We start from the raw sequence: 20877 nt of genomic DNA on the forward strand, positions 1-20877 counted from the left end.
TGCCGGCCCTGCGGACCTGGGCGCTCCGAGGTTCCGGCGCTTCAAGGCCCGGGCGCTCCACGGTCCGGCCGGTTCTCCGGCCGGGCCGGTTCTCTGTTCCCCCAGTTCCCCCAGTTCCCCGGTTCCGCTGGCTCCCCGGTTCTCCGGCTCCGCCGGTTCCTCAGTCCTTCACGGCCGCGAGGCCGAACAGGTCGGGGACTCCGCCCGGGCCCGCCTCGGCGGTGCGCACCAGCCGGAGGCCCGCCGCGGTGGTGGCGTTGAGCAGGTCCGCGAGCGGCAGGTGCCAGGCGCCGACGCGGGCCCGGACGCCCGCCGGGTTCCACGCCTCGAAGCTGCGGGCACGGTCGGCGTACCGCGCGTCGACCACGATCCTCGGACGCTCGCTCCAGTCGGCGAACGAGCCGATGTAGCACGGGTGCACCCCGAGGTGCACGAAGCGTCCGCCGGGCCGCAGCACCCGGGCGACCTCCCTCAGCACGGCGGCGTAGTCCGGCACGTCGGTGTGGGCGAGCACGCACGCGGCGGCGGGCAGGGAGCCGTCACGGAACGGCAGCGAGATCGCGTCGGCCCGCGCCACGGGCAACCGCCCCACGGCATGCCTCAGTTGGCCACCCGACAGATCCACGCCCACGGGTGTCCAGCCCCGTTCGGCCAGCGCGGACGCGTGGGCTCCCGTACCGCAGCAGACGTCGAGGCAGGTCCCCGTGCCGGGGTCCAGCAGCTCCCCGATCGTGGCGTGCACCCGCGCCATGTACTCCCCGGCCGTGCCCGCCGACATGAAGTCGTTGTACCAGTCGGCGTGTGCGTCGTAGGTCGCCCCGGATCCCATGGTGCCGATGGTAGGGAGGCGGCTCCGCGCTCCGAGCGGCGTTCGCTCAGGGCGTGGGCTGCCGGCCGGACCGCCGCTCGGTCAACCGGCCAGCGAGATCGACGAGTTCGGCCGCCCGCAGCACCCGCCCGCCCGACCCCGGCAGGGGCACGTGCAGCACCTCGGTCCACCGTTCGGGGATGGATCCGTCGCCGTGCACCGCTCCGGCGAGCGCGCCCGTGACCGCCGCGACCGTGTCCGTGTCGCCGCCGAGGTCGATCGCCGCGCGCACGGCGTCCTCGTAGGAGTCCGTGGTCCGCAGGGCCCACACGGCCGAGCCGAGACAGGGCCACACGGCGCCGTTGAACTCCGTGGCCCTGTCCGGGTGCCAGTCACCGGCGAGAACGGTGGCGTAGCGGGCCCGGTGGTCCGGGTGGACGGCGTCGAGGGTGTCCGGAAGCGCGGTGAGGGGGTCGTGCCCGAGCAGGGCGACGCGGATCAGTTCGTGGAGGATCGCCGTGCCCTCCCAGGCCGCGCGGTCGCCGTGGGTGAGCGCGGCGATGCGGCGGGCGGCGGACATCGTGGCGTCCCGGCCCTGCGGGGGCGAAGAACACGGCGGACGTCGAGGCCCGCATCAACGAGCCGTTCCCTGCCGCGCGTTGGTTGACCTGGAAGTGCAGGGCGGCCGCCTGGTCCCAGGGGTCGCCGCTGGTGAGGACGGCCTCGGTCTGGAGGCCGATGTCCTTCGGGTCGGACGCCGCCCACCGCCGGAACTCGCCGAAGATGTCGGGGAGTTCGAGGCGGCCGTACCGGATCAGCGACTCACCGACCAGGACGGCCATCTGCGTGTCGTCGGTCGCCTCGCCCGGGTCCCAGCCGCCGCCCCCGCACATCTCGCCGCCCTGCCCGGGTACCGGGAAGCGTTCCGTGAACGCGCCCTCCGGGCCGAACTCGAACGGGGCGCCCAGGGCGTCGCCCACCGCGGAGCCGAGGATGGTGCCGGTGGCGGTCATGGGGCGAGCGTACGGCGGCGACCGGGAGCCCGGTTCCGGGAGTCGGAGCGGGTCGGCCGGTGCACGGGGTGATCCGCCTCCCGCACCGGCCCCGGTCCATGACCGGTGCTACGACCGGCTCGCTCCCGGGTGGTGGCGTACCCAGCCCGACCAGGCCGAGGTGATCATGTCTTCGACGTCGTAACGGGCCTTCCAGCCCAGTTCGGTGGCGATGCGGTCGGCGGAGGCGACGACGCGGGCCGGGTCGCCGGGGCGGCGCGGGGTGGTGACCGGGGGGCGGTCGTAGCCGGTGAGGGCGTTGATGCGGTCGATCATCTCGCGGACCGAAACGCCCTCGCCGCGGCCGATGTTGAGGGTCAGGTCGGTGCCGGGGGAGGACTGGAGGGCGCGGGCCGTGACCACGTGCGCCTCGGCCAGGTCGACCACGTGGATGTAGTCGCGGACGCAGGTGCCGTCGGGCGTCGGGTAGTCGTCGCCGAAGATGCGCGGCGCCGCGTCGTCCGTCAGCTTCTCGAAGACCATGGGGACGAGGTTGGAGACGCCCACGTCGGCCAGCTCGGGGGCGGCGGCTCCGGCCACGTTGAAGTAGCGCAGGGAGGCCGTCGACAGGCCCGTGGCGCGGCCGGTCGCCCGCACCAGCCACTCGCCCGCCAGTTTCGTCTCGCCGTACGGGCTCATTGGCGCGCACGGGGTCTCCTCCGTCACCAGGTCCACGTCCGGCATCCCGTACACCGCGGCCGAGGACGAGAAGACGAAGGCGGACACGGACGCCGCGGTCACGGCCTCCAGCAGGACGCGCAGGCCCTCGACGTTCTCCCGGTAGTAGTGCAGGGGCAGGTCCACGGACTCGCCGACCTGCTTCTTCGCCGCCAGATGGACGACACCGGTGACCGCGTGTTCCGTGAGCGTCCGGGACAGCAGCTCGCCGTCCAGGGTCGAGCCGACCACCAGCGGAACCTCCGGGGGCACGCGCTCGGCGAAGCCCGTGGACAGGTCGTCGTAGACCACGGCCTGTTCGCCCGCCTCGCGCATCGCGCGGACGACGTGCGCTCCGATGTAACCGGCGCCGCCGGTGATCAGCCAGGTCATGTGCGGCCGTTCCCCTCGTCAGTGATCACGTGGTGCTCCGTGGTCCGTGTTCCCTCGTTCCGGGCGGTCGGAGACGGGTGCGCGCTTACGGTGTCCGCGTTCGCGCGTCGCGTCTCCGCGTCCGCGTATCAGTGAAGCAGGCGGCCGAGCCTCCGGTACACCACTTCGGTCATTCCTCGCCAACCGGACGCCGTGCGCAGGGCCAGCGCCCCCGCGTGCGTCCGGTACGGCTGCACGAGGAGGACGCCGGGAACGCCGAGAACCCCATGGTGGACGTCGGGTATCGCGCGGCGGCGCAGCAGTCCGGGGCCGCCGCGCGCGTGCGCCGTCACCTCCCGGCTCGCGCCGTCGCGAAAGCGCACGGTCAGGCGCAGGTCCCAGGTGCCCGCGCCCAGTGCCGGCAGTTCCACCGGTGCCTCGGCCGACCAGGTGTCGCCATGGCGGTCGGCCAGCAGGGGCGCCGTGCCGCGCAGGCCCACCCGTCCGTCGTCCCGGTGGATGAACTCGACGTCCACCGAGGTCGGACCGGCCTCCGCCACCCGCCCGTACAGCTCGTGCAGGCGCAGCCGCAGCAGGGTGCCCCGCGCGCGGGGCCGCAGTTCCGCGTCGACGGCGGCCGGCAGCAGGTGGGCCGGGCGGTGCAGGACGTGGTCCAGGGTGACCTGGGGGAGGTCGGAAGACCAGACGGGGGTGCCGTCGGAGGCGCGGGTGTAGGGCGGGAGCAGCCGTGCGGGGCGGGCCGCCAGCTCCCGGAGGCGGGGCAGGTCGCGCGGGGCGGGGGAGGCGAGGAGCACGCGTGCCACGAGGCGGCCGGGGGCGGCCGGGTTGACGGTGAAGTCGGTCGCGTCGAAGGTCGCCAGGTACGCGCGCGTGAGGTCCCACCAGGCGCGCCGGTACTCGGGAGCGCGCAGTTCCAGTTCGCGCGTGTACATCCGCAGCTCGTGGTCGAGGAACTTGGTGTGCACGGCTCGCGCGAGTTCCTTCTCCCCGGCGCTCAGGAGGATCTCGTAGGCCGCCCGGTTCGCCTCGGTCCGTGCCCGCCAGTTGCCGATGTCGGCGCGGTCGAGCGATATGGACAGGCGGTCGGCGGTGCGCCGGACGTTCCAGACGTACACCGTGTCGGGTATCAGCGCGATGCGCGGCGCGGCGGCCAGCACGCGCGCGGTGAACACGAAGTCCTCGTAGGGGTAGCGGCCTTCGGGGAAGCGGATGCCGTGCTCGCGCAGGAAGTCGGTGCGGTACAGCTTGTTGACGCAGAGGGTGTCGTGCGCGAGACGGAGGCGACGCGAGGGGTGGGGGATCAGGGCGCGCCGCGCGTAGAGCGCGCGCTCCCAGGGCATCTCGCGGCCCGAGGGCAGTTCGCGGCGCACGCACAGCCCGGCCGTGACCGGGACGCCGTGTTCCTCGGCGGCGCCGAGCAGCGCGTCCACCGCGCCGGGCGGCAGGACGTCGTCGCTGTCCAGGAACATCACGTACGGGGCCGTGGCCGCGTCGATGCCGTCGTTGCGCGGGCTGCCGCAGCCGCCGCTGTTGGCCGGGCGGTAGATCACCGTCAGGCGCGGCTCTTCGGCGGCGAGGGTGTCGAGGAGGGCCGCGCTGCCGTCCGTCGAGTGGTCGTCCACGGCGATCACCTCGCGCACGGCCGTGCCCTGCGCGAGCGCCGAGCGCACGGCGTCCGCGACATGGGCGGCGTCGTCGTACCCGATGACGACGACGCTGACCTTCGCGTGGTGAGGGTTCATGGGATCCATGGGGCGAAATCGTAGGTATTGCGGGTAATTCTCTGTTAAGAGGTGCTCACTGTCCTGTTCGGAGAGTGGTCGGAATCCGGTGTGGCTCCGCGCCGGTCCGTCCGGCGCTGTGCGGGGCCGCTGCGGGCAGGCCCGACCGCCACAGCCGTACGAGCGACACTCCCGCCGCCGTGGCCAGCAGGCCGTTGCGTACGAGCATCAGCAGGCAGCCCGTCCAGGTGCTGTGGATCACCTCCCCGTACAGCCCCGGGTACACGGCCGTGCTGACCGCCGTCGCCGCCACGATCAGCGCGGCGACGGGGCGCTGTGTGGTGTGCCGCGAGGTCAGGCAGACGGCGGCGAGGCCCAGCAGCCACACCATGTACTGGGGGCTGATCACCCGGCTCGTCACGGTGAACAGCAGGACGGCCGTGAGCGCCGCGTCGTACGGGGTGGCCGTGGTCCAGCGCCGTGCCCGTACCCGCCACAGCAGCACGAGCCCGAAGGCGGCGACCGTCAGGGCGAGCGAGCCGGCCGCGACCAGGCCGACGTACGGCCCGACGAACTCCATCGCGCCGTACTGGTAGCGGACCGTCCCCGGCCATCCGGCGCGGCGCGCGAAGCCCAGTACGGTGCCGCCGAGGGACTCGATCTGCACGCCCCGGCCGCTCTGCTGGCGCAGGAAGTCGAACGGGCCGCCGAAGGCGGCCGCCAGGACGGCGAGCAGCGCGGCCGCGGTGACCGCCGCCGACGTCGCCGCCTCCCGGGTGGTGCGGCCCCGCGGTGTGCCGATCAGCGCCAGCGCGGGCCAGACCTTCACCAGGGCCCCCATCGCGGCGAACGCTCCGCACGCGCGCGTGGAGCGCGAGAGCGTCAGCAGGGAGACGACGGCGAAGGCGGTGACCTGCACGTCGTACCGGGCGAGCGGGATGTGCAGCAGCAGGGGCAGGCCCAGCACCCAGAGCGCGGCGCCGCGCAGGCTGCGGCCGGGCCGCCTCCCCGCGCGCGTGAGGGCGACGGCGATCACCGCGTCGGCGGCGAGCGTGAGCGTCACGAACGCCGTGAAGTAGGTCAGCGACGGCAGCAGCGCGGGCGCCAGCAGGACCGGCCCGGCGCCCGGCGGGTACTGCCACAGCCGGTCGCCCACCGGGAACGCGCCCTGGGAGAGCACGCCGTACCAGCGGAAGTACAGCTGACCCACCTCGCGTGACACCCCGCCCCGGCCGAGCGGGGCCAGATGGTCGTGGGCGAGGAGCCAGAGCATCAGGGCGCGGGTGGCGAGCCAGGCGGCGGCGAGGGCAAGCGGGCGGTGGTTCCTGAGGGCGCTCATCAAGCCCGGATCGTAAGCCGCATGGATGGGTCATAACGTCAGATACGCCGTCAATACCAGTCGAAGGTTCTTTAATAGCAAAAAATCACGCCCATGACGCATGCATGGGTGAGACGGTCGGCGGCTCGGCGCGCGGAGGCGGTGGCCGTTCTCCTGCCCGTGCTCGTCATGCTCGTGATCGGGCTCTGGGGGCTCGACCGCGGCGGCATGTGGCGCGACGAGGCGGTGACCTTCCAGGTCGCCCGGCGCTCGGTGCCCCAGATCTGGCACCTGCTGCACTCCGTGGACGTCGTGCACGGCCTGTACTACCTCCTCATGCACGCGGTCCTCGCTCCGCACCCGGGCGAGGTCGCCCTGCGCCTGCCCTCCGTCTGCGGCGCCGCCGCGGCCGCCGGTTTCGTGGCAGCCCTCGGTGTCCGCCTGTGCCGCCCGCGCGTCGGCCTGTGGGCGGGGCTGCTGTACGCCGTCACGCCGATGACCAGCCACTTCGCCCAGGAGGGCCGCTCCTACGCGCTCGTCGCGGCCGGAGCGGCGGGGGCGACCCTGCTGCTGGTGCGGGCCGCCCGGTCCACCCGGCCGGGGCCGTGGTGCGCGTACGGAGCGACGGTCGCCGTCACCTGCCTGCTGCACGAACTGGCCCTGCTCCTGCTCCTCGCCCATGCCGGGACGCTGGTGCTCGCCCGCGTACCGGCGCGGGTGTGGCGGGCCTGGATCACGGCCGCCGCGGCCGTGGGCCTGGTGCTGCTGCCCCTCGTCCTGGTCTCCCAGGGCCAGTCCGCGCAGGTCGCCTGGCTGTCACGGCCGGGCCTCGGAAGCGTGAAGCGTCTGCTCGGGCTGTTCACCGGCCCGGCACGGCTCGTGACAGTGCCGTACCTCGCCCTCGTCGTCCTCGCGCTCCGGCCGGCGCGCACCCGGCCCGGCACGTTCTCGCTCCAGGCCGTCGCCCTGCCCCTGGTGACCGTGCCGCCGGCGGTGCTGCTGGCGGTGTCGCGCTGGTGGCCGCTCTACGACGAGCGCTACGTCCTGTACGCCCTCGCCGGGGCCCCGCTGCTCGCGGCCGCCGGGGCCGAACGGCTCGCGGCGAGACTGCCGCGGCTGCTGCCCCACGCGGCCCTCAGCGGCGTCCTCGCCGTGACCCTCGTCTTCGCCGTCCAGCTCCCGCTGCTGCGCCGGGACCGCGTCCCCGACCGCCGTCCCGACAACCTGGCCGCCGTCTCCGTCGTCGCCCACCGCGAACTGCGTCCCGGCGACCCGGTGCTGTTCCTGCCGTCGATCGCGAGGCGCTCGGCCCTGGCGTACCCGAAGGCCTTCCGCGGGATCCGCGACATCGCGCTGAGTGTCCCGGCGCCCGCCTCCGGCACGCTGTACGGCAGGGAGGCGGACCCCGGTGAACTGCGCCGGAGGCTGGACCGGCTCGACCGTGTGTGGCTGGTCGCCGCACCCTTCGCGACGGCCCCGGCCTGGTACCCGGGCAGCGCGACCGAGCGCGCCAAACTCGCCGTGGTCGACGAGCAGTTCGTGCCCCGGGAAGAGGTCGTACGCAAGGGAGTGACGCTGCGCCTCTATGTGCGCAGGCCTACATACACCCCGGTGATTCCGACAGCGCAGCCTCGTCCAGAGCGGCCGTCAGCCGGTCGAGCCGGGCCCGGAGCTCTCGGATCTCCTCCAGGTCCGCGCCGGTAGCGGCCGCGATCCGGCGCGGTACGGACAGCGCGCGCTCCCGGAGCGCGGTCCCCTCCTCGGTGAGCCGCACCCGCACGGACCGCTCGTCCCGCGCGCTGCGCTCCCGCAGGACGAGCCCCGCCGCCTCCAGCCGCTTCAGCAGCGGCGACAGCGTCCCGGAGTCGAGCCGCAGATGCTCGCCGACCTTCTTCACGGGCAGCTCGCCGTGCTCCCACAGCACCAGCATCACCAGGTACTGCGGGTAGGTGAGCCCGAGGTCCTTGAGGAGCACCCGGTAGACACCGCCGAAGGCGCGCGAGGCGGCGTTCAGCGAGAAGCAGATCTGCTCGTCGAGGCGGAGGAAGTCCCCGTCCGCGGGGGCGTGGGGGCTCGGGGCGGGTGTCGCGGTCATGCCCCCAGAATAGCTCTTGTCGCCAATTAAGTTGTGCACAACTGAATTGTGTGCTCTAATTCTCGTCGCGGGTCGCCGGACCGGTGGCCCCGCCAGGTTTTTTTGACTTGAGAGGGATGGTCCCCATGGACGCGATCTACACCGCTGTCGCCACCGCCACCCACGGCCGCGAGGGCCGCGCCGTCAGCTCCGACGGCACGCTCGACCTCCAGCTGGGCATTCCGGTGGAGATGGGCGGCAACGGTCAGGGGACCAACCCCGAGCAGCTGTTCGCCGCCGGTTACGCCGCCTGTTTCGCGAGCGCCCTCGGCCTGGTCGGCCGCGCCGCGAAGGTCGACGTCACCCAGGCCGCCGTGACCGGCGAGGTCGGCATCGGCAAGCAGGGCGAGGGCTTCGGCCTGGCCGTCACGCTTCGCGTCGAGCTGCCCGACACCGTGGACGAGGCCACCGGCCGCAAGCTGGTCGAGCAGGCCCACCAGGTCTGCCCCTACTCCAACGCCACCCGCGGCAACATCCCCGTCGAGCTCGTCATCGAGTAGGACGCACCTTCGTACCGGCCGCCGTGCCCGTGCGGGGGGTGGGAGCGGGGCGGGTTCCGGTGCCCGCGCGGGGGCGGGCACCGGCGTCCGTGACCGGGCCGGCCCCCGTGCCGACCCGGGCCAGCACCTCCCCGGTCTCCCGGCTCCACGCCACCACCGTCGCCTCCTCGGGCACCTGCCGCCAGCGCGTCAGCAGCAGCCAGCGGACGTGGTACCGGCGGGCGACGGCGGTGCGCTCGGCCCGGGTCGAGGACGGGGAGAGGTAGGCGCGGACCGCCGCGAGCCGGCGCAGCCGCTCGCCCTCGTCGAGAGCGGGGTCGGGCCAGGCGGGCGCGGCCAGGTCCGGGCCGTACCCCGCGATCAGATGGACGGAGTAGTACCCGTCCGTGATGACCGCCTCGCCGGGCCGGATGTGCCGGGCCGCCCAGTCGTACGTCGGCCAGCGCGGCGGCTGGTCGAAGCCGACCGGCACCACCGCCCCGGCGTGCACCGTCAGGAAGCCGGTCAGGGCGCAGGCGGCCGCGGTCCCGCCCAGCAGCCGCCGCCCCGGTCCCCACGGCCGCGGCGCCGCCAGTTCCACCCCGAGCGCGAACTGCGGCGGCACCAGCGTGAGTCCGAGGATCCTGCCGTACGTGTAGTGCCCGCTCACCCAGCCGTACGCGACCACCGCGCACTCCAGCGCGAACATCAGCACCAGGGGATCGCGCCACCCGTGCCCCTCGCTCCGCCGGGCGCGCCGGGCCCGCAGCCAGAGCGCGGGCACCCCGGTCAGCGCCAGCCAGAAGTGCCCGGGCATCCCGTCGTACAGCCGCTCGTGCATGGCGTCCACGCTGCGGTCCCCGGTCAGCCCGAAGACGTCGAAGTACGGCCAGCAGGCCGCGACGAGGAGCGCCACCGCGCCCGTGAGCAGCCACCGGGCCGCCACGGCCGGACGCCATCCGCGCTGCCCGCCCGCCACGAACGCCACCGCCCCGAGCACCGCCGCGATCGACGTGATCGGGTGCACGAGCAGGATCAGCCCGTACAGGGCGCCGAGAGCCGCGTACCCCCACCAGCTCCTGAGGCCGCTCGGGCCCACGTACCGGACGGGGCCGCCGGTGCCGGCCGCGCGCGTGGCCGTGAACGCCCAGGCCCAGAAGGCCAGTCCGATGGCGAACGTCGAGGGGTAGCCGAGGTTGCCGGTCATCGACATCAGCCCGAGGTAGCCGCTCCACCAGGCCCGCTCGGTGCCCCACAGCAGCACCATCGCGAACAGGCAGAGGACCGGCGCCCAGGGGCGGGGCGACAGCACCCGCGCGAAGCGGCCGATGCCGGTCAGCAGCACCAGCAGGTTCACGGGGCCGGACAGCCGCACCACCGCCCAGCCGCCGAGACCGGTCAGCTGGGCGAAGGCGCCCTGCGCCACCGCGTACGGCGAGTAGTACGGGCTGCCCGCGCCCGGCAGATCCGCCATCGGGTGCAGCGGGTGGAGCAGGTTCGCCCGCAGGCGTTCGACGACCGCCGCGTGCTGTCCCGCGTCGCAGCACAGCGGGATCCGCCAGTAGGCGAGCGTCATCACCAGCCAGAACAGGGCGCCGAAGAGCTGGTACGGCGTCGGGCGCCAGGTGCCCCTGCCGCGCAGCGCGGTCGAGCCGCGGACGGCACCCCGCCGGGCGAGGACTTCGGCGCTCATCGGGCGGTGGGGGAGGCAGGGGTGGCGGTTTCCGGCATTTGCGGTATATGCCCGCCACGATCGATGCCCTAGCCCAAGATCACCTCATCGGGCGACCCCGGCATTCCTCCGCGACGGCCCCGGAACCGTGCCGGCCGGAGCCCGCCCGCCCGGCCGGACGACCTCGTCGAGGAGCAGCGGAAGGCCCACCACCGGGAGCAGCCACAGCAGCACGATCAGCCGGTCGCCCCAGATGTTGATGTCGGGGTGCCCGGCCTGGTTGAGCACCCCTGTGAAGGCCGCCGCCAGCAGGAACGGGGCGAACGCGCGATGCCGGCGCAGCGCCCCCCATCCGGCCGCCACCAGGGCCGTCAGGAACAGCGGCTCCCAGAACTGGCGGCGCAGCCACTCCACCCAGAAGGCCACCTCCAGATGGAGGAACTCCGACCACGGCCGGGCGCGGTCCGGGCGGGCGAAATGCCCCGTGAGCAGGTCCTGAAGACTCTCCGACTCGGACGGGTAGTGCAGCGCCTTCGCGAGCAGCACGGTGGCCACCGCTCCGCAGCCCGCCACCACCCCGAGCGTGCGCAGCGGCCCGTCCCACCGGCGCCCGCGCACCAGGAGCACCGCGCAGGCACCGGCCAGGCACAGCCCGAGGAAGAGCGACTGCGAGTGCTTCACCGTGAAGAGGACCGCCAGCGAGCCGCCGACCAGCCAGGCCCCGGCCCTCGCACGGCCCTCCAGCACCAGGGCGCAGCCCCACAGCGCGGCCAGGGTCACGGTCAGCAGCAGGCCCTCGGTCATCGGGCGCATCGCCGTCGTCCCGCACGGCAGGACGTAGAAGAGCGCCTGCCCGGCCAGGGCCGCGCCGGTGGAGGCGCGCAGGGTGCGCAGGACGAGGAAGACGAGGACGCCTCCGGCCACCGTGACGACGACGCTCGACGCCCACAGGCCCCAGGTCACCCCCAGCACGGTGACGAACGGCACCAGCAGGACCGGATACCCCGGCCGCACCTCGAAGATCCGCATGAAGCGGGGCGGCATGAACGGCACGGTGTGTCCCGCCGTCTGCCCCGCCCCGAGCCGCGCGGACACCCCTCGCCACTGCTGGCGCCGGCACTCCTCGATGACCCGCCGCGTCGGACTCGCCCGGTGGAAGCGCACCACGTCGACGGCCTGGTTGCGCCGTGCGATCGACGCCTTTCCCGCGCAGGCGTAGTCGATGGTCAGCGCGGCGGCCTCGTGCTTGCTCTCGCCGCGCAGACTCAGCGCGTACGAGAGGTAGTTCTTGGTGTCGGGGGTGTCCCGGCCGGTCAGGTTGGCGAGCTGCAGGACGGCGAAGACCGCGGCGATCAGGATCACCCCGGCGCGGGCGGAACGCGGTCGGCGCAGGGCCCGCGCCCAGGCCCGGGGGGAGCGCGCGGTCACGGGGGCGCTCACGAGGACGCGAGGACGTCGTGTCCCGCCTGCGCGGGCACCGGGGCGGCCGGGGCCGGCTCCTCGGCCCGCTCGCCGAGCATCAGCGTCCGCACCACCCGCTCGGCGGCCCGGCCGTCGTCGAACTCGCAGAACCGCGCCCGGAACCCGGCGCGCAGCCGCGCGGACTCACCGTCCCGCCAGCCTCCCGACGCGAACAGCCACGCCAACTCCCGCTGCGAGCCCGCCACATGGCCCGGCGCGTCGGCCGTGATGTCGAAGTAGGCGCCCCGGCTCGCCGCGTACGCGCCCCAGTCGTCGGCGAGGAGCACGATCGGCCGGTCCAGGTTGGCGTAGTCGAACATGAGGGCCGAATAGTCGGTGAGCAGGGCGTCGGAGGCGAGCATCAGATCCTCGACGCGCGGCTCGTCCGTCGCGTCGACCACGACACCGCGCCGATGCAGTTCGGACAGGCCCATCCCGCGGGCCGGACCGTCGGCGAGCGACGGATGGAGCCGCACGACGACGGTGTGGTCCCCGCCGAGATCGTCCGCGAACCGGGCCAGGTCGAGACGGTCGGCATGGCCGCCGCGGACATAGTCGCGGCGCGTCGGCGCGTACAGCACCACCCGGTTCCCGGCCGGGACGCCGAGGCGTGCGCGGACCGCCTCCCCGTCCTCGGGCCGGGCCCGTACGAGGGCGTCGTTGCGCGGGCTGCCGCTGCGCAGCGAGGTGAAGTGACAGGGGTAGGCGCGGTCCCAGACCAGCTCCGAGTGGCGGTTGGCGACCAGGCTGTAGTCCCAGCGGTCGGCGCGGCGCAGCATCTGCGGCACGTCGAGGCCGTGTCGCGCGCCCGGCTTGTGCAGCAGGTCCGCGGCCATGAACTTCAGCGGGGTGCCCTGATGGGTGTGGATGTGGACGCTGCCGGGGCGCTTGGCCAGGGAGCCGGGCCAGTTGACGTTGTTCACGAAGTACGTCGCCCGCGCGGTGACCTGGCGGTAGCGCAGCGAGTCGAGCAGGACGTGCTCGGTCTCCGGCGGCAGCAGCGCCGCCTGCTCCTCGTCGCGCACCACCCACACGCCACGGATGTGCGGGGCGAGTTCCCGCGCCGCGGCGTACACCGCCGCGGGATCGCCGAGTACCCCCTTGTGCGAGAACGCGGAGTACACGGCCAAGTTCGGGTCCAGCGAACGGTGTTCGTGGAGCGTGGACCAGCCGCGCCCGACGCGCGTGGCGGCCGCCCGGCGCACCTGCCGGCCGCGCCGGACGAGTTCCCGGCCCGCGCGGCCCGCCTGCCGCCGCATCCGGTAGCGCGTGAACCCGCCCTCCAGGACCCGCAGTTCGGAGGGCACCTGACCGCTTCGGTGCTTCCGGAAGAGCGCGGCCGTCAGCCGGAAGAACTCGGCCTTGTCCTCTTCGGGGAGCCGGTCGTTCTTGGAGAGGATGTCGAGGCAGTGCTCGCCCATCTTGTGGTGCAGATACGGGCGCCAGCCCGACAGCTCCGGGCGGGAGTCGACGAACGCGAAGACCCGCTCGTACTGGTCGTGGATGTCGAAGTGCTTGCGGCTGGTGGTGGACAGGATGTTGCCCTGGCGGCGCTGGCGGTAGGCCAGGCAGATCCGGTCCAGCGTCGCGATCCGCTCCGCGCTGAGCATCACCGGGAACGTCCAGGGCGTGTCCTCGTAGTACCCGGGCGGGAAGGCGAAGCCCTCCCGTTCGACGAACGCCCGGCGGTAGACCTTGTTCCACACCACCATCAGCAGGTCGAGGATCTCCGGGTGGTCGGCCGCCGAGAAGGTGTCGGCACCTGCCTCCGTGAGCACCCGCGCCAGGACGTTCCTGCGCGTGCCGCCCCACCAGTAGGTTCGCGCGTAGTCGAAGACCAGCACATCCGGGTCCGCCGTCTCGTCCAGCCGGTCGGCGACGGCGCGCAGCGCCCCGGGCGTGAGGGTGTCGTCGCTGTCCAGGAAGAAGAGGTAGTCCCCGGTGGCGAGCGGCATTCCGGCGTTGCGGGCGCGTCCGAGCCCCACGTTCTCCGGCAGGTGCAGCACCCGTACGCGCGGGTCGCGGGCCGCGTAGCCGTCGAGGATCGCGCCGCAGCCGTCCGGGGAGCAGTCGTCGACGGCGATGACCTCGACGTCCGTGTACGACTGCTCCAGGACCGAGTCGAGGCACTCGCGCAGAAAGCCCTGCACCTTGAAGACGGGGACGATGATGCTGAAGCGGGGCACGTCAGCTCCTTACGAGGGTGGACGCGGCGGGAGCCGGGACACGTTCGGCGAGCGGCAGGACGGGCGGGATCGCCTCGGGGGGTTCGCCCAGCAGCACCCTGCGGACGACCCGCTCGGCGGCCCTGCCGTCGTCGAACTGGCAGAAACGCTCACGGAACCGGGCCCGCAGGTCCGCCGCGGCCGCGGCGGCGTACGAACCGTCCGTGAAGAGGCCGGCCAGCTCGCCCGGGGTGCGCGCCACCCGGCCCGGCGGCTCCTGCATCACGTCGAAGTAGACGCCCCGCGTCTCCCGGTAGACCTCCCAGTCGTCCGCGTACACGACGATCGGGCGGTCGAGGTTGGCGTAGTCGAACATGATCGACGAGTAGTCCGTGATCAGCGCGTCGGCGGCCAGGCACACGTCCTCGGAGGACCGGTGCCCGGTCACGTCGATGATCCGGCCGCCGCTCCGCCCGCGGCCCTCGTCGTAGAAGTAGTGGGCGCGCAGCAGGACGACGAACTCCTCGCCGATCTCCTCGCAGAAGGCCTCCAGGTCGAGCCGTGCCTCGAAGCCGGTGCTGTAGTCGCGATGCGTGGGCGCGTACAGCAGCGCCGTCTTGCCCTCGGGGACCCCGAGCCGCTCGCGGACCCGGGCCACGTCCTCGGCGGTCGCCGTGCAGAAGGCGTCGTTGCGCGGATAGCCGTACTCCAGGGCCTCGTAGGTGCCGGGGAAGGCCCGCTCCCACATCTGGGTGGAGTGCCGGTTGGAGGAGAGGTTGTAGTCCCAGCGGTCCACCCGGGACAGCAGCTTGGTGAAGCTGCCGGACGCGGCGGCCACCACCGGATACGTCGACTGGTCGACGCCCATCTTCTTCAGCGGCGTCCCGTGCTGGGTCTGGACGTGCACGCTGCCGGGGCGTTTGACCACCCCGTCCGCGAAGTTGGCGTTGTTGACGAGGTACTTGGCGCGGGCCAGTACCTCCCAGGCACGCCGGCTGCCGATCACCGCGTGCTCGACGTCCTTCGGCAGCGCCGCCACCGCCTCCGGCTCGACCAGGAACACCGAGCGGATGTGCGGGGCGAGTTCGCGGGCCTTGGCGTGGATCGCGGCCGGGTTGCAGGCGTAGCCGCGGCCCCAGTACGCGCAGTACACCGCGAGGTTCTCGTCGAGGGGGCGGCGCAGCTGGGCCGCGTAGAGCGCGCGGGTGCGCAGCATCCTCGGGCGCGGCACCCGCCGGACCACCCCCGAGGCGGCCCGGTTCGCGCCGCGCAGCGCACGGAACGCGCCGTAGGCGCCGACCGCGAGCAGCCGGTGCTGCACCCCGAGACTGCCCGCCGGCACCCGGAACCCGGCCGGGCGGTGGCGTCGGTAGAGCGTGCCCGCCCGGCGGAAGAAGGCCCGGCGGCGACGCGCGGGCACCCGGGCGGGGTGGGCCGCCGTCTTCAGGACCAGGGAGAAGAGCTGGCCGAACAGCGCCTTCGACCGGGCCGCGGGCACGGTCCGTTCCGACACCCGGGTGAGGACCCGCTCGACCTGGTCGAGGAGTTCGAAGTGGTGCCCGCCCGGCGCGTTGAGCCGGCTGCCCTGGCGGCGCAGGTGGTGCCGTACGCAGACCGTGCGCAGCAGGGCCGACCGCTCGGCCGCCACCGTCACCAGACCGCCCCAGCCCGCGTCCGTGAAATGCCCCTCGGGGAAGGTGAGCCCGTGCTCGGTGAGGAAGCCGCGGCGGTAGGCGGCGCTCCACGCCGGAACGTGCGCGCCGAGGACCTCCGGGGCCTTGTCGAGCGGAGGCGTGCTCGGCTCGCCCTCCCACCAGTGCACCCGCTGATGCCCGAAGTAGAGGACGTCCACGCCAGCCGGGAGCCCCGCGTCCAGGGCGCCCAGCGCGCCCGGCACCAGGTCGTCGTCGCCGTCGAGGAAGAGCAGATAGTCGCCGGTCGCCGCCGCGATCCCGGTGTTGCGCGCCCCGCTCAGCCCGCCCGAGGGCGGCGAATGGACCGGGGCCACCCGGGGGTCCCGCGCGGCGTACGCGGCGGCGACCGCCGCGGCCGGGGAGTCCGGCGCGTCGCAGACCGGGATCAGCTCGACGTCGCCGAAGGACTGGGTCAGGACCGAGTCCAGCGCGCGGGCCAGGTGCCCGGCGACTCCGAAGGTGGGCACGATGACGCTGAAGCGGGACATTCTGCTCTTTCTCTCAAGAGGCGCCGGACGGGCGGTTCATCGCCCGGGGCGCCCGGTCGGCCGCCAGGTGGTGGGCCGGGTGGGCGTGGGCCGCGACGGGCTGGAGGGCACGCGGACTCCGGTTCAGAGGGTCTCGGTCAGGGGAACGGCACCACCCGGAGCCGGAACGGTCGTGCGCGGCGCGGCGGCCGGCGCCCCCTGCGGCGGGGCGGAGCCGGCGGCGCGGGGGAGGGCCGCCGCAGCTGACGGGACCGGGTGGCGCTCGGCGAACGGGACGAACGGCGGCAGACCGGCCGTCTCGCCGAGCACCACCCGCCGTACGACGCGCTCGGCGGCGCGCCCGTCGTCGTACGGACAGAACCGCTCACGGAACGCGGCCCGCAGCTGCGACGAGCGCGAGCCCCGCCAGTGACCGGTGGCGAAGATGTCGATCAGCTCGTCCTCGCTGCGCGCCACCGCGCCCGGCGGGAAGGCGCGCAGGTCGAAGTAGGTGCCGCGGGCCGCCTCGTACGCCTCCCAGTCGTCCGCGTGGACGACGATCGGCCGGTCCAGGCCCGCGTAGTCGAACATCAGGGACGAGTAGTCGGTGACCAGCGCGTCCGAGGCGAGGCACAGCGACTCGATGCTCGGATGGCCGGACACGTCGATGACCCGGCCGCCCGCGGTGTCCGGGAGCGGGGCCCCGAACGTGGGGTGGGCGCGGGTCAGCACCACGAAGCGCGGGCCCAGTCGGCGCAGCACGCGGTCCAGGTCCAGGGTGCCGTGCCGGCTGCTCCGGTAGTCCCGGTAGGTCGGCGCGTACAGCACGGCGATCGCGCCCGCCGGGATGCCGAGCGTCTCGCGCAGCCGGGCCACGTCGGCCGAAATCGCCTTCAGGAACACGTCGTTGCGCGGCATCCCGTACTCCAGCGTCGTGTACGAGGAGGGGAAGGCGCGCTCCCAGACCAGCGTGGAGTGGCGGTTGGCGGACAGGCAGTAGTCCCACTTGTCGGTGCCGCGCAGCAGCTCGGCGAAGTCGGTGCCGCGCGCGGCGGCCGGGCGGTCCTGGAGGTCGAGGCCCATGCGCTTGAGCGGCGTCCCGTGCTGCGTCTGGATCATGATCTGGCCGGGCCGCTTGACCAGCCGCCGGTCGAAGTTGACGTTGTTCACCAGGTACTTGGAACGGGCGAGCGCCGTCCAGTACCCGGCCGTGCCGGGCCGCACCCGGCGCGTCGCGGCCGGGACGGTGTGGTGGTGTTCGAGGTGCGCGATCCACGCCGTGCGGACATGCGGCGCGAACGTGCGGAACGCCGACTCCAGAGCCCCCGGATTGCAGCCGTGGCCCCGGCCCCAGTAGCTGGAGAAGACGGCCCGGTCGGCGCGCAGCGGGAGACGGAGCTGCACGCGGTAGTGGAACTGGAGCACCGCCCCGCGCGCCCCGCGCAGCAGCCCGGTGGACAGCCGCAGGGCTCGCTTCCGCGTCCGCGACAGGAAGGAGAGCAGGCGGTACGTGCGATGCGCACCGAACCTGACCAGCGCGTGCCGCAGCCGGGCACCGCCGCCGGCCGGCACGCCGCCCGGGACACGGTAACGGCGGTAGTGCGCACGGGCCTTGCGCAGGAACTCGGCACGCGCGCCGCGCGGCAGCCGCCCTCGTTTCACGAACACCGTGGAGAGGTGGTCGACCATGCGCCGGAACAGCACCGGGCGCCACCGGTCCAGCTCCGGGTGCGCGTCGACATGCGCGAAGACACGGTCGTACTGCGCGAAGACGTCGAAGTGCTTCCGGCTGCTGGTGCCGAGGATGCTGCCGTGCCGCCGCTGGCGGTAGTGCACGCAGACCCGGTCGAGGGTGGCGATCGTCTCGGCGGACATCAGCGCCGGATAGGTCCAGGGCGTGTCCTCGTAGTACCCGGGCGGGAAGGCCAGGCCCGCGCGCTCGACGAACTCCCGGCGGTACGCCTTGTTCCACACCACCATCAGCAGCCGGAGCAGTCCGGGCCGCTCCTCGAGCCGGAACGGCGCGGGGCCCTCCTCGGTCAGCTGCGCCGAGACCTGGTTCCGTACGACCTCGCCCGACCAGTAGGTGCGCGCGTAGTCGTAGACCAGGACGTCCGGCTCGTCGGTCTCCTTCAGCCGGTCGGCGATCGCGTGCAGTGCGTCCGGGGTGAGGCTGTCGTCGCTGTCCAGGAAGATCAGGTAGTCCCCGGTGGCGCGTTCGAGGCCGGCGTTGCGGGCGCGGCCGAGTCCCACGTTCTCCGGAAGGTGCACGGGGAGCACGCGCGCGTCGCGGGCCGCGAACTCGTCGATGATCGCGCCGCAGGCGTCGGGCGAACAGTCGTCGACCGCGATGAGCTCGAGGTCCGGGTACGACTGTCCGAGCACGGATTCGAGGCACTCGTGCAGGTACGCCTGAACCTTGTACGCGGGGACGATGACACTGAACCTGGGCAAGGGACATCCATGGGTCGGCACGGGCATACCTGCCCGGGAACGGCCGAAGGGGTGACTTGGTTACGCCAGATGTGGCATACGGGGGATGCCCGGTGAACGCCGAGGGGCCGCCCGGTGTCCGGACGGCCCCTCAAACGCTTCTGGAACCCGCTTATTTGACCGCGCCCGCCATCACCCCGGACACGAACTGCCGCTGGAACGCGAAGAACACGGCCAGCGGGATCACCATCGAGATGAAGGCACCCGGCGCCAGCACGTCGATGTTGTTGCCGAACTGGCGTACCTGCGTCTGGAGCGCGACCGTGATGGGCTGGCTCCCCGAGCCGGAGAAGACCAGCGCGACCAGCATGTCGTTCCAGACCCACAGGAACTGGAAGATGCCCAGCGAGGCGATCGCGGGACCGCCGAGCGGCATCACGACCCTTACGAACAGGCGCAGTTCACCCGCGCCGTCCAGCCGGGCCGCCTCCAGGAGCTCCCGCGGGATCTCCGCGAAGAAGTTCCGGAGCAGGAACACCGCGAAGGGCAGGCCGTATCCGACGTGGAAGAGGACCACGCCGGTGATCGACCCGAAGACGCCGATCTTCCCGAAGAGTTCGGCGATCGGGATCAGCGCCACCTGCACCGGCACGACCAGCAGCCCCACCACACCGAGGAACCACCAGTCCCGGCCCGGGAACTCCATCCAGGCGAAGGCGTAGCCCGCGAGCGAGCCGATGACCACGACCAGGAGGGTCGCCGGCACGGTGATCAGCACCGTGTTGACCAGCGAGTCGGTGATGTCGCCGTTCTCCAGGAGCTTCTGGTAGCTGTCCACCGTGAGCTGCGAGGGCTCACTGAGGACCTTCCACCAGCCGCTCGCGCTCATGTCCTCCGGCCTGCGCAGCGAGGACAGCAGCAGACCGATCGTCGGCACCAGCCAGAACAGGCCGACGAGCAGCAGGAAGACGCGGACGACGCCGCCGCTGACAACGCTCGCGAGCCGTGAACCGAGCGAGGGCCCGGCCCGGTCCACCGCCGTGGCGGGTGCCGTCTCCGTCAGACGTCCGGCCTGCGTGGTCATCGCCGCACCTCCCGCCTGAGCCTGCGCACATTGAAGAGCATCACCGGGATCACGAGCAGGAGCAGGAACACCGCGATGGCGCTCGCGACGCCCGGCCGGCCCTCCGAGAAGCCCTTGCGGTACAGCTCCAGGGCCAGCACGTCGGCGTCGTCCTGGGAGGAGCCCGGCGCGATGATGAAGACCAGGTCGAAGACCTTCAGCACATTGATCATCAGCGTCACGGCGACCACCGCGAGGACCGGCGCGAGCAGCGGCACCGTGACCCTGCGGAACACCTGCCACTCGTTGGCCCCGTCGACCCGGGCCGCCTCGAGGAGTTCGCGCGGCACACCGGCCAGACCCGCCGCGATCAGCACCATCGCGAAGCCGGCCCACATCCAGATGTACGAGCCGATGATCGCGGGGGTGACCAGGGACGGGCCGAGCCAGTCGAGGCCGTTGTACGGCTCCTTGAAGTTGCTCGCCGGGAGCCGCAGCCGGGCCCCGTCCGCCTTGTCCGAGAGCGTGAACGTGCCGTCGTCGCCGACCTTCGCCGAGTCGACGACCTTGCCGTCCCTGACCGCCTCGATCCGCATCCCGGAGTAGCCCAGCTCGCTCGGGTCGACCTGCCCGAGTCTCCCCACGCCCTTGCCGCGGGTGAAGTCCTGCCAGGCCGTACCGGTGACCTTGCCGGGCTCGGACCCGGCCTGAACGGCCCTCCCGGCGCTGTCCGGCATCTGGTCCGGGGCGACGCCGACGAGCGGGACGGCGACGGACTGCCCCGTGTGCACGGCCCCCCGGGTGATGAAGCCGCCCTTCTCGGCCTGCAGCGGCGACTGCCGGCCCAGGTGGGCCTTCGGGAACGCCGACGAGGAGGCGAAGGTGTCGTGCACGCCCACCCACACCGCGTTCGCGACGCCCTTGTCCGGGTCCTGGTCGTACACCAGCCGGAAGATGATGCCCGCCGCGAGCATCGAGATCGCCATCGGCATGAAGACGACCAGCTTGAACGCCGTTCCCCAGCGCACCCGTTCGGTGAGCACCGCGAAGACCAGCCCCAGCGCGGTCGCGACCGTCGGGGCGAACACCACCCAGATGACGTTGTTCTTCAGGGCGGTGCGGATGCCGTCGTCGGTGAACAGCTCCTTGTAGTTGTCGAGTCCGGCGAACCCGTCGCCCGACTGGTCGTAGAGGCTGCGGACGACCGAATACCCGATCGGGTAGACCACGAGCGCGCCGAGCAGCACCAGGGCGGGCAGCAGGAAGAGCGCCACCACGGCCTTGCGGGTTCCGGTCACGCTCTTGCGCGTACGGGCCGGAGGCACCGGTGCGGTGCCTCCGGCCGTTGCCGACGTCATCG

The 20877-nt window shown here is 73.1% G+C and carries 14 protein-coding genes and 1 pseudogene; 2 read left to right on the forward strand and 13 right to left on the reverse strand.

The features are described from left to right. Nucleotides 1-160: 160 nt before the first annotated feature. The 5 genes and pseudogenes from OOK38_RS17430 to OOK38_RS17450 all read right to left on the reverse strand — a co-directional run bounded on the left by OOK38_RS17430 (nt 161) and on the right by OOK38_RS17450 (nt 5970). A complete protein-coding gene (locus OOK38_RS17430; RefSeq protein WP_266759393.1) occupies nt 161-829 on the reverse strand; it encodes a class I SAM-dependent methyltransferase in 669 nt (222 codons plus the stop codon). 46 nt (nt 830-875) lie between these two features. Beyond that, a pseudogene (locus OOK38_RS17435) lies at nt 876-1821 on the reverse strand (ADP-ribosylglycohydrolase family protein). 108 nt (nt 1822-1929) lie between these two features. Continuing rightward, complete coding sequence (galE, locus tag OOK38_RS17440; RefSeq protein WP_266759392.1) at nt 1930-2910, reverse strand: UDP-glucose 4-epimerase GalE; 981 nt, start codon at nt 2908-2910, stop codon at nt 1930-1932. A 128-nt stretch (nt 2911-3038) separates the two neighbouring features. Beyond that, nucleotides 3039-4661 carry a glycosyltransferase family 2 protein gene (locus OOK38_RS17445; protein WP_266759391.1) on the reverse strand — a complete coding sequence of 541 codons (1623 nt, stop codon included), beginning with the start codon at nt 4659-4661 and terminating at the stop codon, nt 3039-3041. Nucleotides 4662-4707: 46 nt separating this feature from the next. Then, nucleotides 4708-5970, reverse strand: coding sequence for a glycosyltransferase 87 family protein (locus OOK38_RS17450; RefSeq protein WP_266759390.1), 1263 nt, complete (start codon nt 5968-5970; stop codon nt 4708-4710). Between the two features lie 93 nt (nt 5971-6063). Between OOK38_RS17450 and OOK38_RS17455 the strand changes: the two genes are divergently transcribed. After that, the gene (locus OOK38_RS17455) at nt 6064-7653 is read left to right on the forward strand and encodes a glycosyltransferase family 39 protein (RefSeq protein WP_266759389.1); all 1590 of its coding nucleotides are present in this window, start codon (nt 6064-6066) and stop codon (nt 7651-7653) included. Here OOK38_RS17455 and OOK38_RS17460 read toward each other — a convergent pair. Continuing rightward, the gene (locus OOK38_RS17460; protein WP_266759388.1) at nt 7547-8044 is read right to left on the reverse strand and encodes a MarR family winged helix-turn-helix transcriptional regulator; all 498 of its coding nucleotides are present in this window, start codon (nt 8042-8044) and stop codon (nt 7547-7549) included. The two genes, OOK38_RS17455 and OOK38_RS17460, sit on opposite strands and share 107 nt — an antisense overlap. 125 nt (nt 8045-8169) lie before the next feature. On the opposite strand from OOK38_RS17460, the gene OOK38_RS17465 reads away from it, so the two are divergent. After that, a complete protein-coding gene (locus OOK38_RS17465; RefSeq protein ID WP_266759387.1) occupies nt 8170-8583 on the forward strand; it encodes an organic hydroperoxide resistance protein in 414 nt (137 codons plus the stop codon). Here OOK38_RS17465 and OOK38_RS17470 read toward each other — a convergent pair. From OOK38_RS17470 to OOK38_RS17500, 7 genes are all read right to left on the reverse strand, one after another. Beyond that, entirely contained in the window at nt 8573-10255 is a 1683-nt protein-coding gene (locus OOK38_RS17470) for a hypothetical protein (protein ID WP_266759386.1), read from the reverse strand. The two genes, OOK38_RS17465 and OOK38_RS17470, sit on opposite strands and share 11 nt — an antisense overlap. An 84-nt stretch (nt 10256-10339) precedes the next feature. After that, nucleotides 10340-11596: a hypothetical protein gene (locus OOK38_RS17475; RefSeq protein WP_266765708.1), complete on the reverse strand. Its 1257-nt coding sequence runs from the start codon at nt 11594-11596 to the stop codon at nt 10340-10342. Between the two features lie 74 nt (nt 11597-11670). Next, nucleotides 11671-13881 carry a bifunctional glycosyltransferase/CDP-glycerol:glycerophosphate glycerophosphotransferase gene (locus OOK38_RS17480; RefSeq protein ID WP_266759385.1) on the reverse strand — a complete coding sequence of 737 codons (2211 nt, stop codon included), beginning with the start codon at nt 13879-13881 and terminating at the stop codon, nt 11671-11673. Nucleotide 13882: 1 nt separating this feature from the next. After that, on the reverse strand, nt 13883-16042 hold the full coding sequence (locus OOK38_RS17485; protein WP_266759384.1) for a bifunctional glycosyltransferase family 2 protein/CDP-glycerol:glycerophosphate glycerophosphotransferase: 2160 nt from the start codon (nt 16040-16042) through the stop codon (nt 13883-13885). A gap of 123 nt (nt 16043-16165) precedes the next feature. Next, the gene (locus tag OOK38_RS17490) at nt 16166-18475 is read right to left on the reverse strand and encodes a bifunctional glycosyltransferase family 2 protein/CDP-glycerol:glycerophosphate glycerophosphotransferase (protein WP_266848574.1); all 2310 of its coding nucleotides are present in this window, start codon (nt 18473-18475) and stop codon (nt 16166-16168) included. A gap of 151 nt (nt 18476-18626) precedes the next feature. Beyond that, a complete protein-coding gene (locus tag OOK38_RS17495; protein ID WP_266759381.1) occupies nt 18627-19538 on the reverse strand; it encodes a carbohydrate ABC transporter permease in 912 nt (303 codons plus the stop codon). After that, nucleotides 19535-20875 carry a carbohydrate ABC transporter permease gene (locus tag OOK38_RS17500; RefSeq protein ID WP_266759379.1) on the reverse strand — a complete coding sequence of 447 codons (1341 nt, stop codon included), beginning with the start codon at nt 20873-20875 and terminating at the stop codon, nt 19535-19537. The genes OOK38_RS17495 and OOK38_RS17500 overlap by 4 nt, the downstream gene beginning before the upstream one ends. Between the last annotated feature and the right edge of the window lie 2 nt (nt 20876-20877).

The sequence above is a fragment of the Streptomyces sp. NBC_00568 genome (assembly GCF_026341855.1).
In the GTDB taxonomy this organism is placed as follows: domain Bacteria; phylum Actinomycetota; class Actinomycetes; order Streptomycetales; family Streptomycetaceae; genus Streptomyces.

Bases quoted from the DNA above. Each gene is read 5' to 3' on its own strand.
- OOK38_RS17430 (WP_266759393.1), bottom strand. From the start codon at position 829: ATGGGATCCGGGGCGACCTACGACGCACACGCCGACTGGTACAACGAC.
- galE (WP_266759392.1), bottom strand. From the start codon at position 2,910: ATGACCTGGCTGATCACCGGCGGCGCCGGTTACATCGGAGCGCACGTC.
- OOK38_RS17445 (WP_266759391.1), bottom strand. From the start codon at position 4,661: ATGGATCCCATGAACCCTCACCACGCGAAGGTCAGCGTCGTCGTCATC.
- OOK38_RS17450 (WP_266759390.1), bottom strand. From the start codon at position 5,970: ATGAGCGCCCTCAGGAACCACCGCCCGCTTGCCCTCGCCGCCGCCTGG.
- OOK38_RS17455 (WP_266759389.1), top strand. From the start codon at position 6,064: ATGACGCATGCATGGGTGAGACGGTCGGCGGCTCGGCGCGCGGAGGCG.
- OOK38_RS17460 (WP_266759388.1), bottom strand. From the start codon at position 8,044: ATGACCGCGACACCCGCCCCGAGCCCCCACGCCCCCGCGGACGGGGAC.
- OOK38_RS17465 (WP_266759387.1), top strand. From the start codon at position 8,170: ATGGACGCGATCTACACCGCTGTCGCCACCGCCACCCACGGCCGCGAG.
- OOK38_RS17470 (WP_266759386.1), bottom strand. From the start codon at position 10,255: ATGAGCGCCGAAGTCCTCGCCCGGCGGGGTGCCGTCCGCGGCTCGACC.
- OOK38_RS17485 (WP_266759384.1), bottom strand. From the start codon at position 16,042: ATGTCCCGCTTCAGCGTCATCGTGCCCACCTTCGGAGTCGCCGGGCAC.
- OOK38_RS17495 (WP_266759381.1), bottom strand. From the start codon at position 19,538: ATGACCACGCAGGCCGGACGTCTGACGGAGACGGCACCCGCCACGGCG.
- OOK38_RS17500 (WP_266759379.1), bottom strand. From the start codon at position 20,875: ATGACGTCGGCAACGGCCGGAGGCACCGCACCGGTGCCTCCGGCCCGT.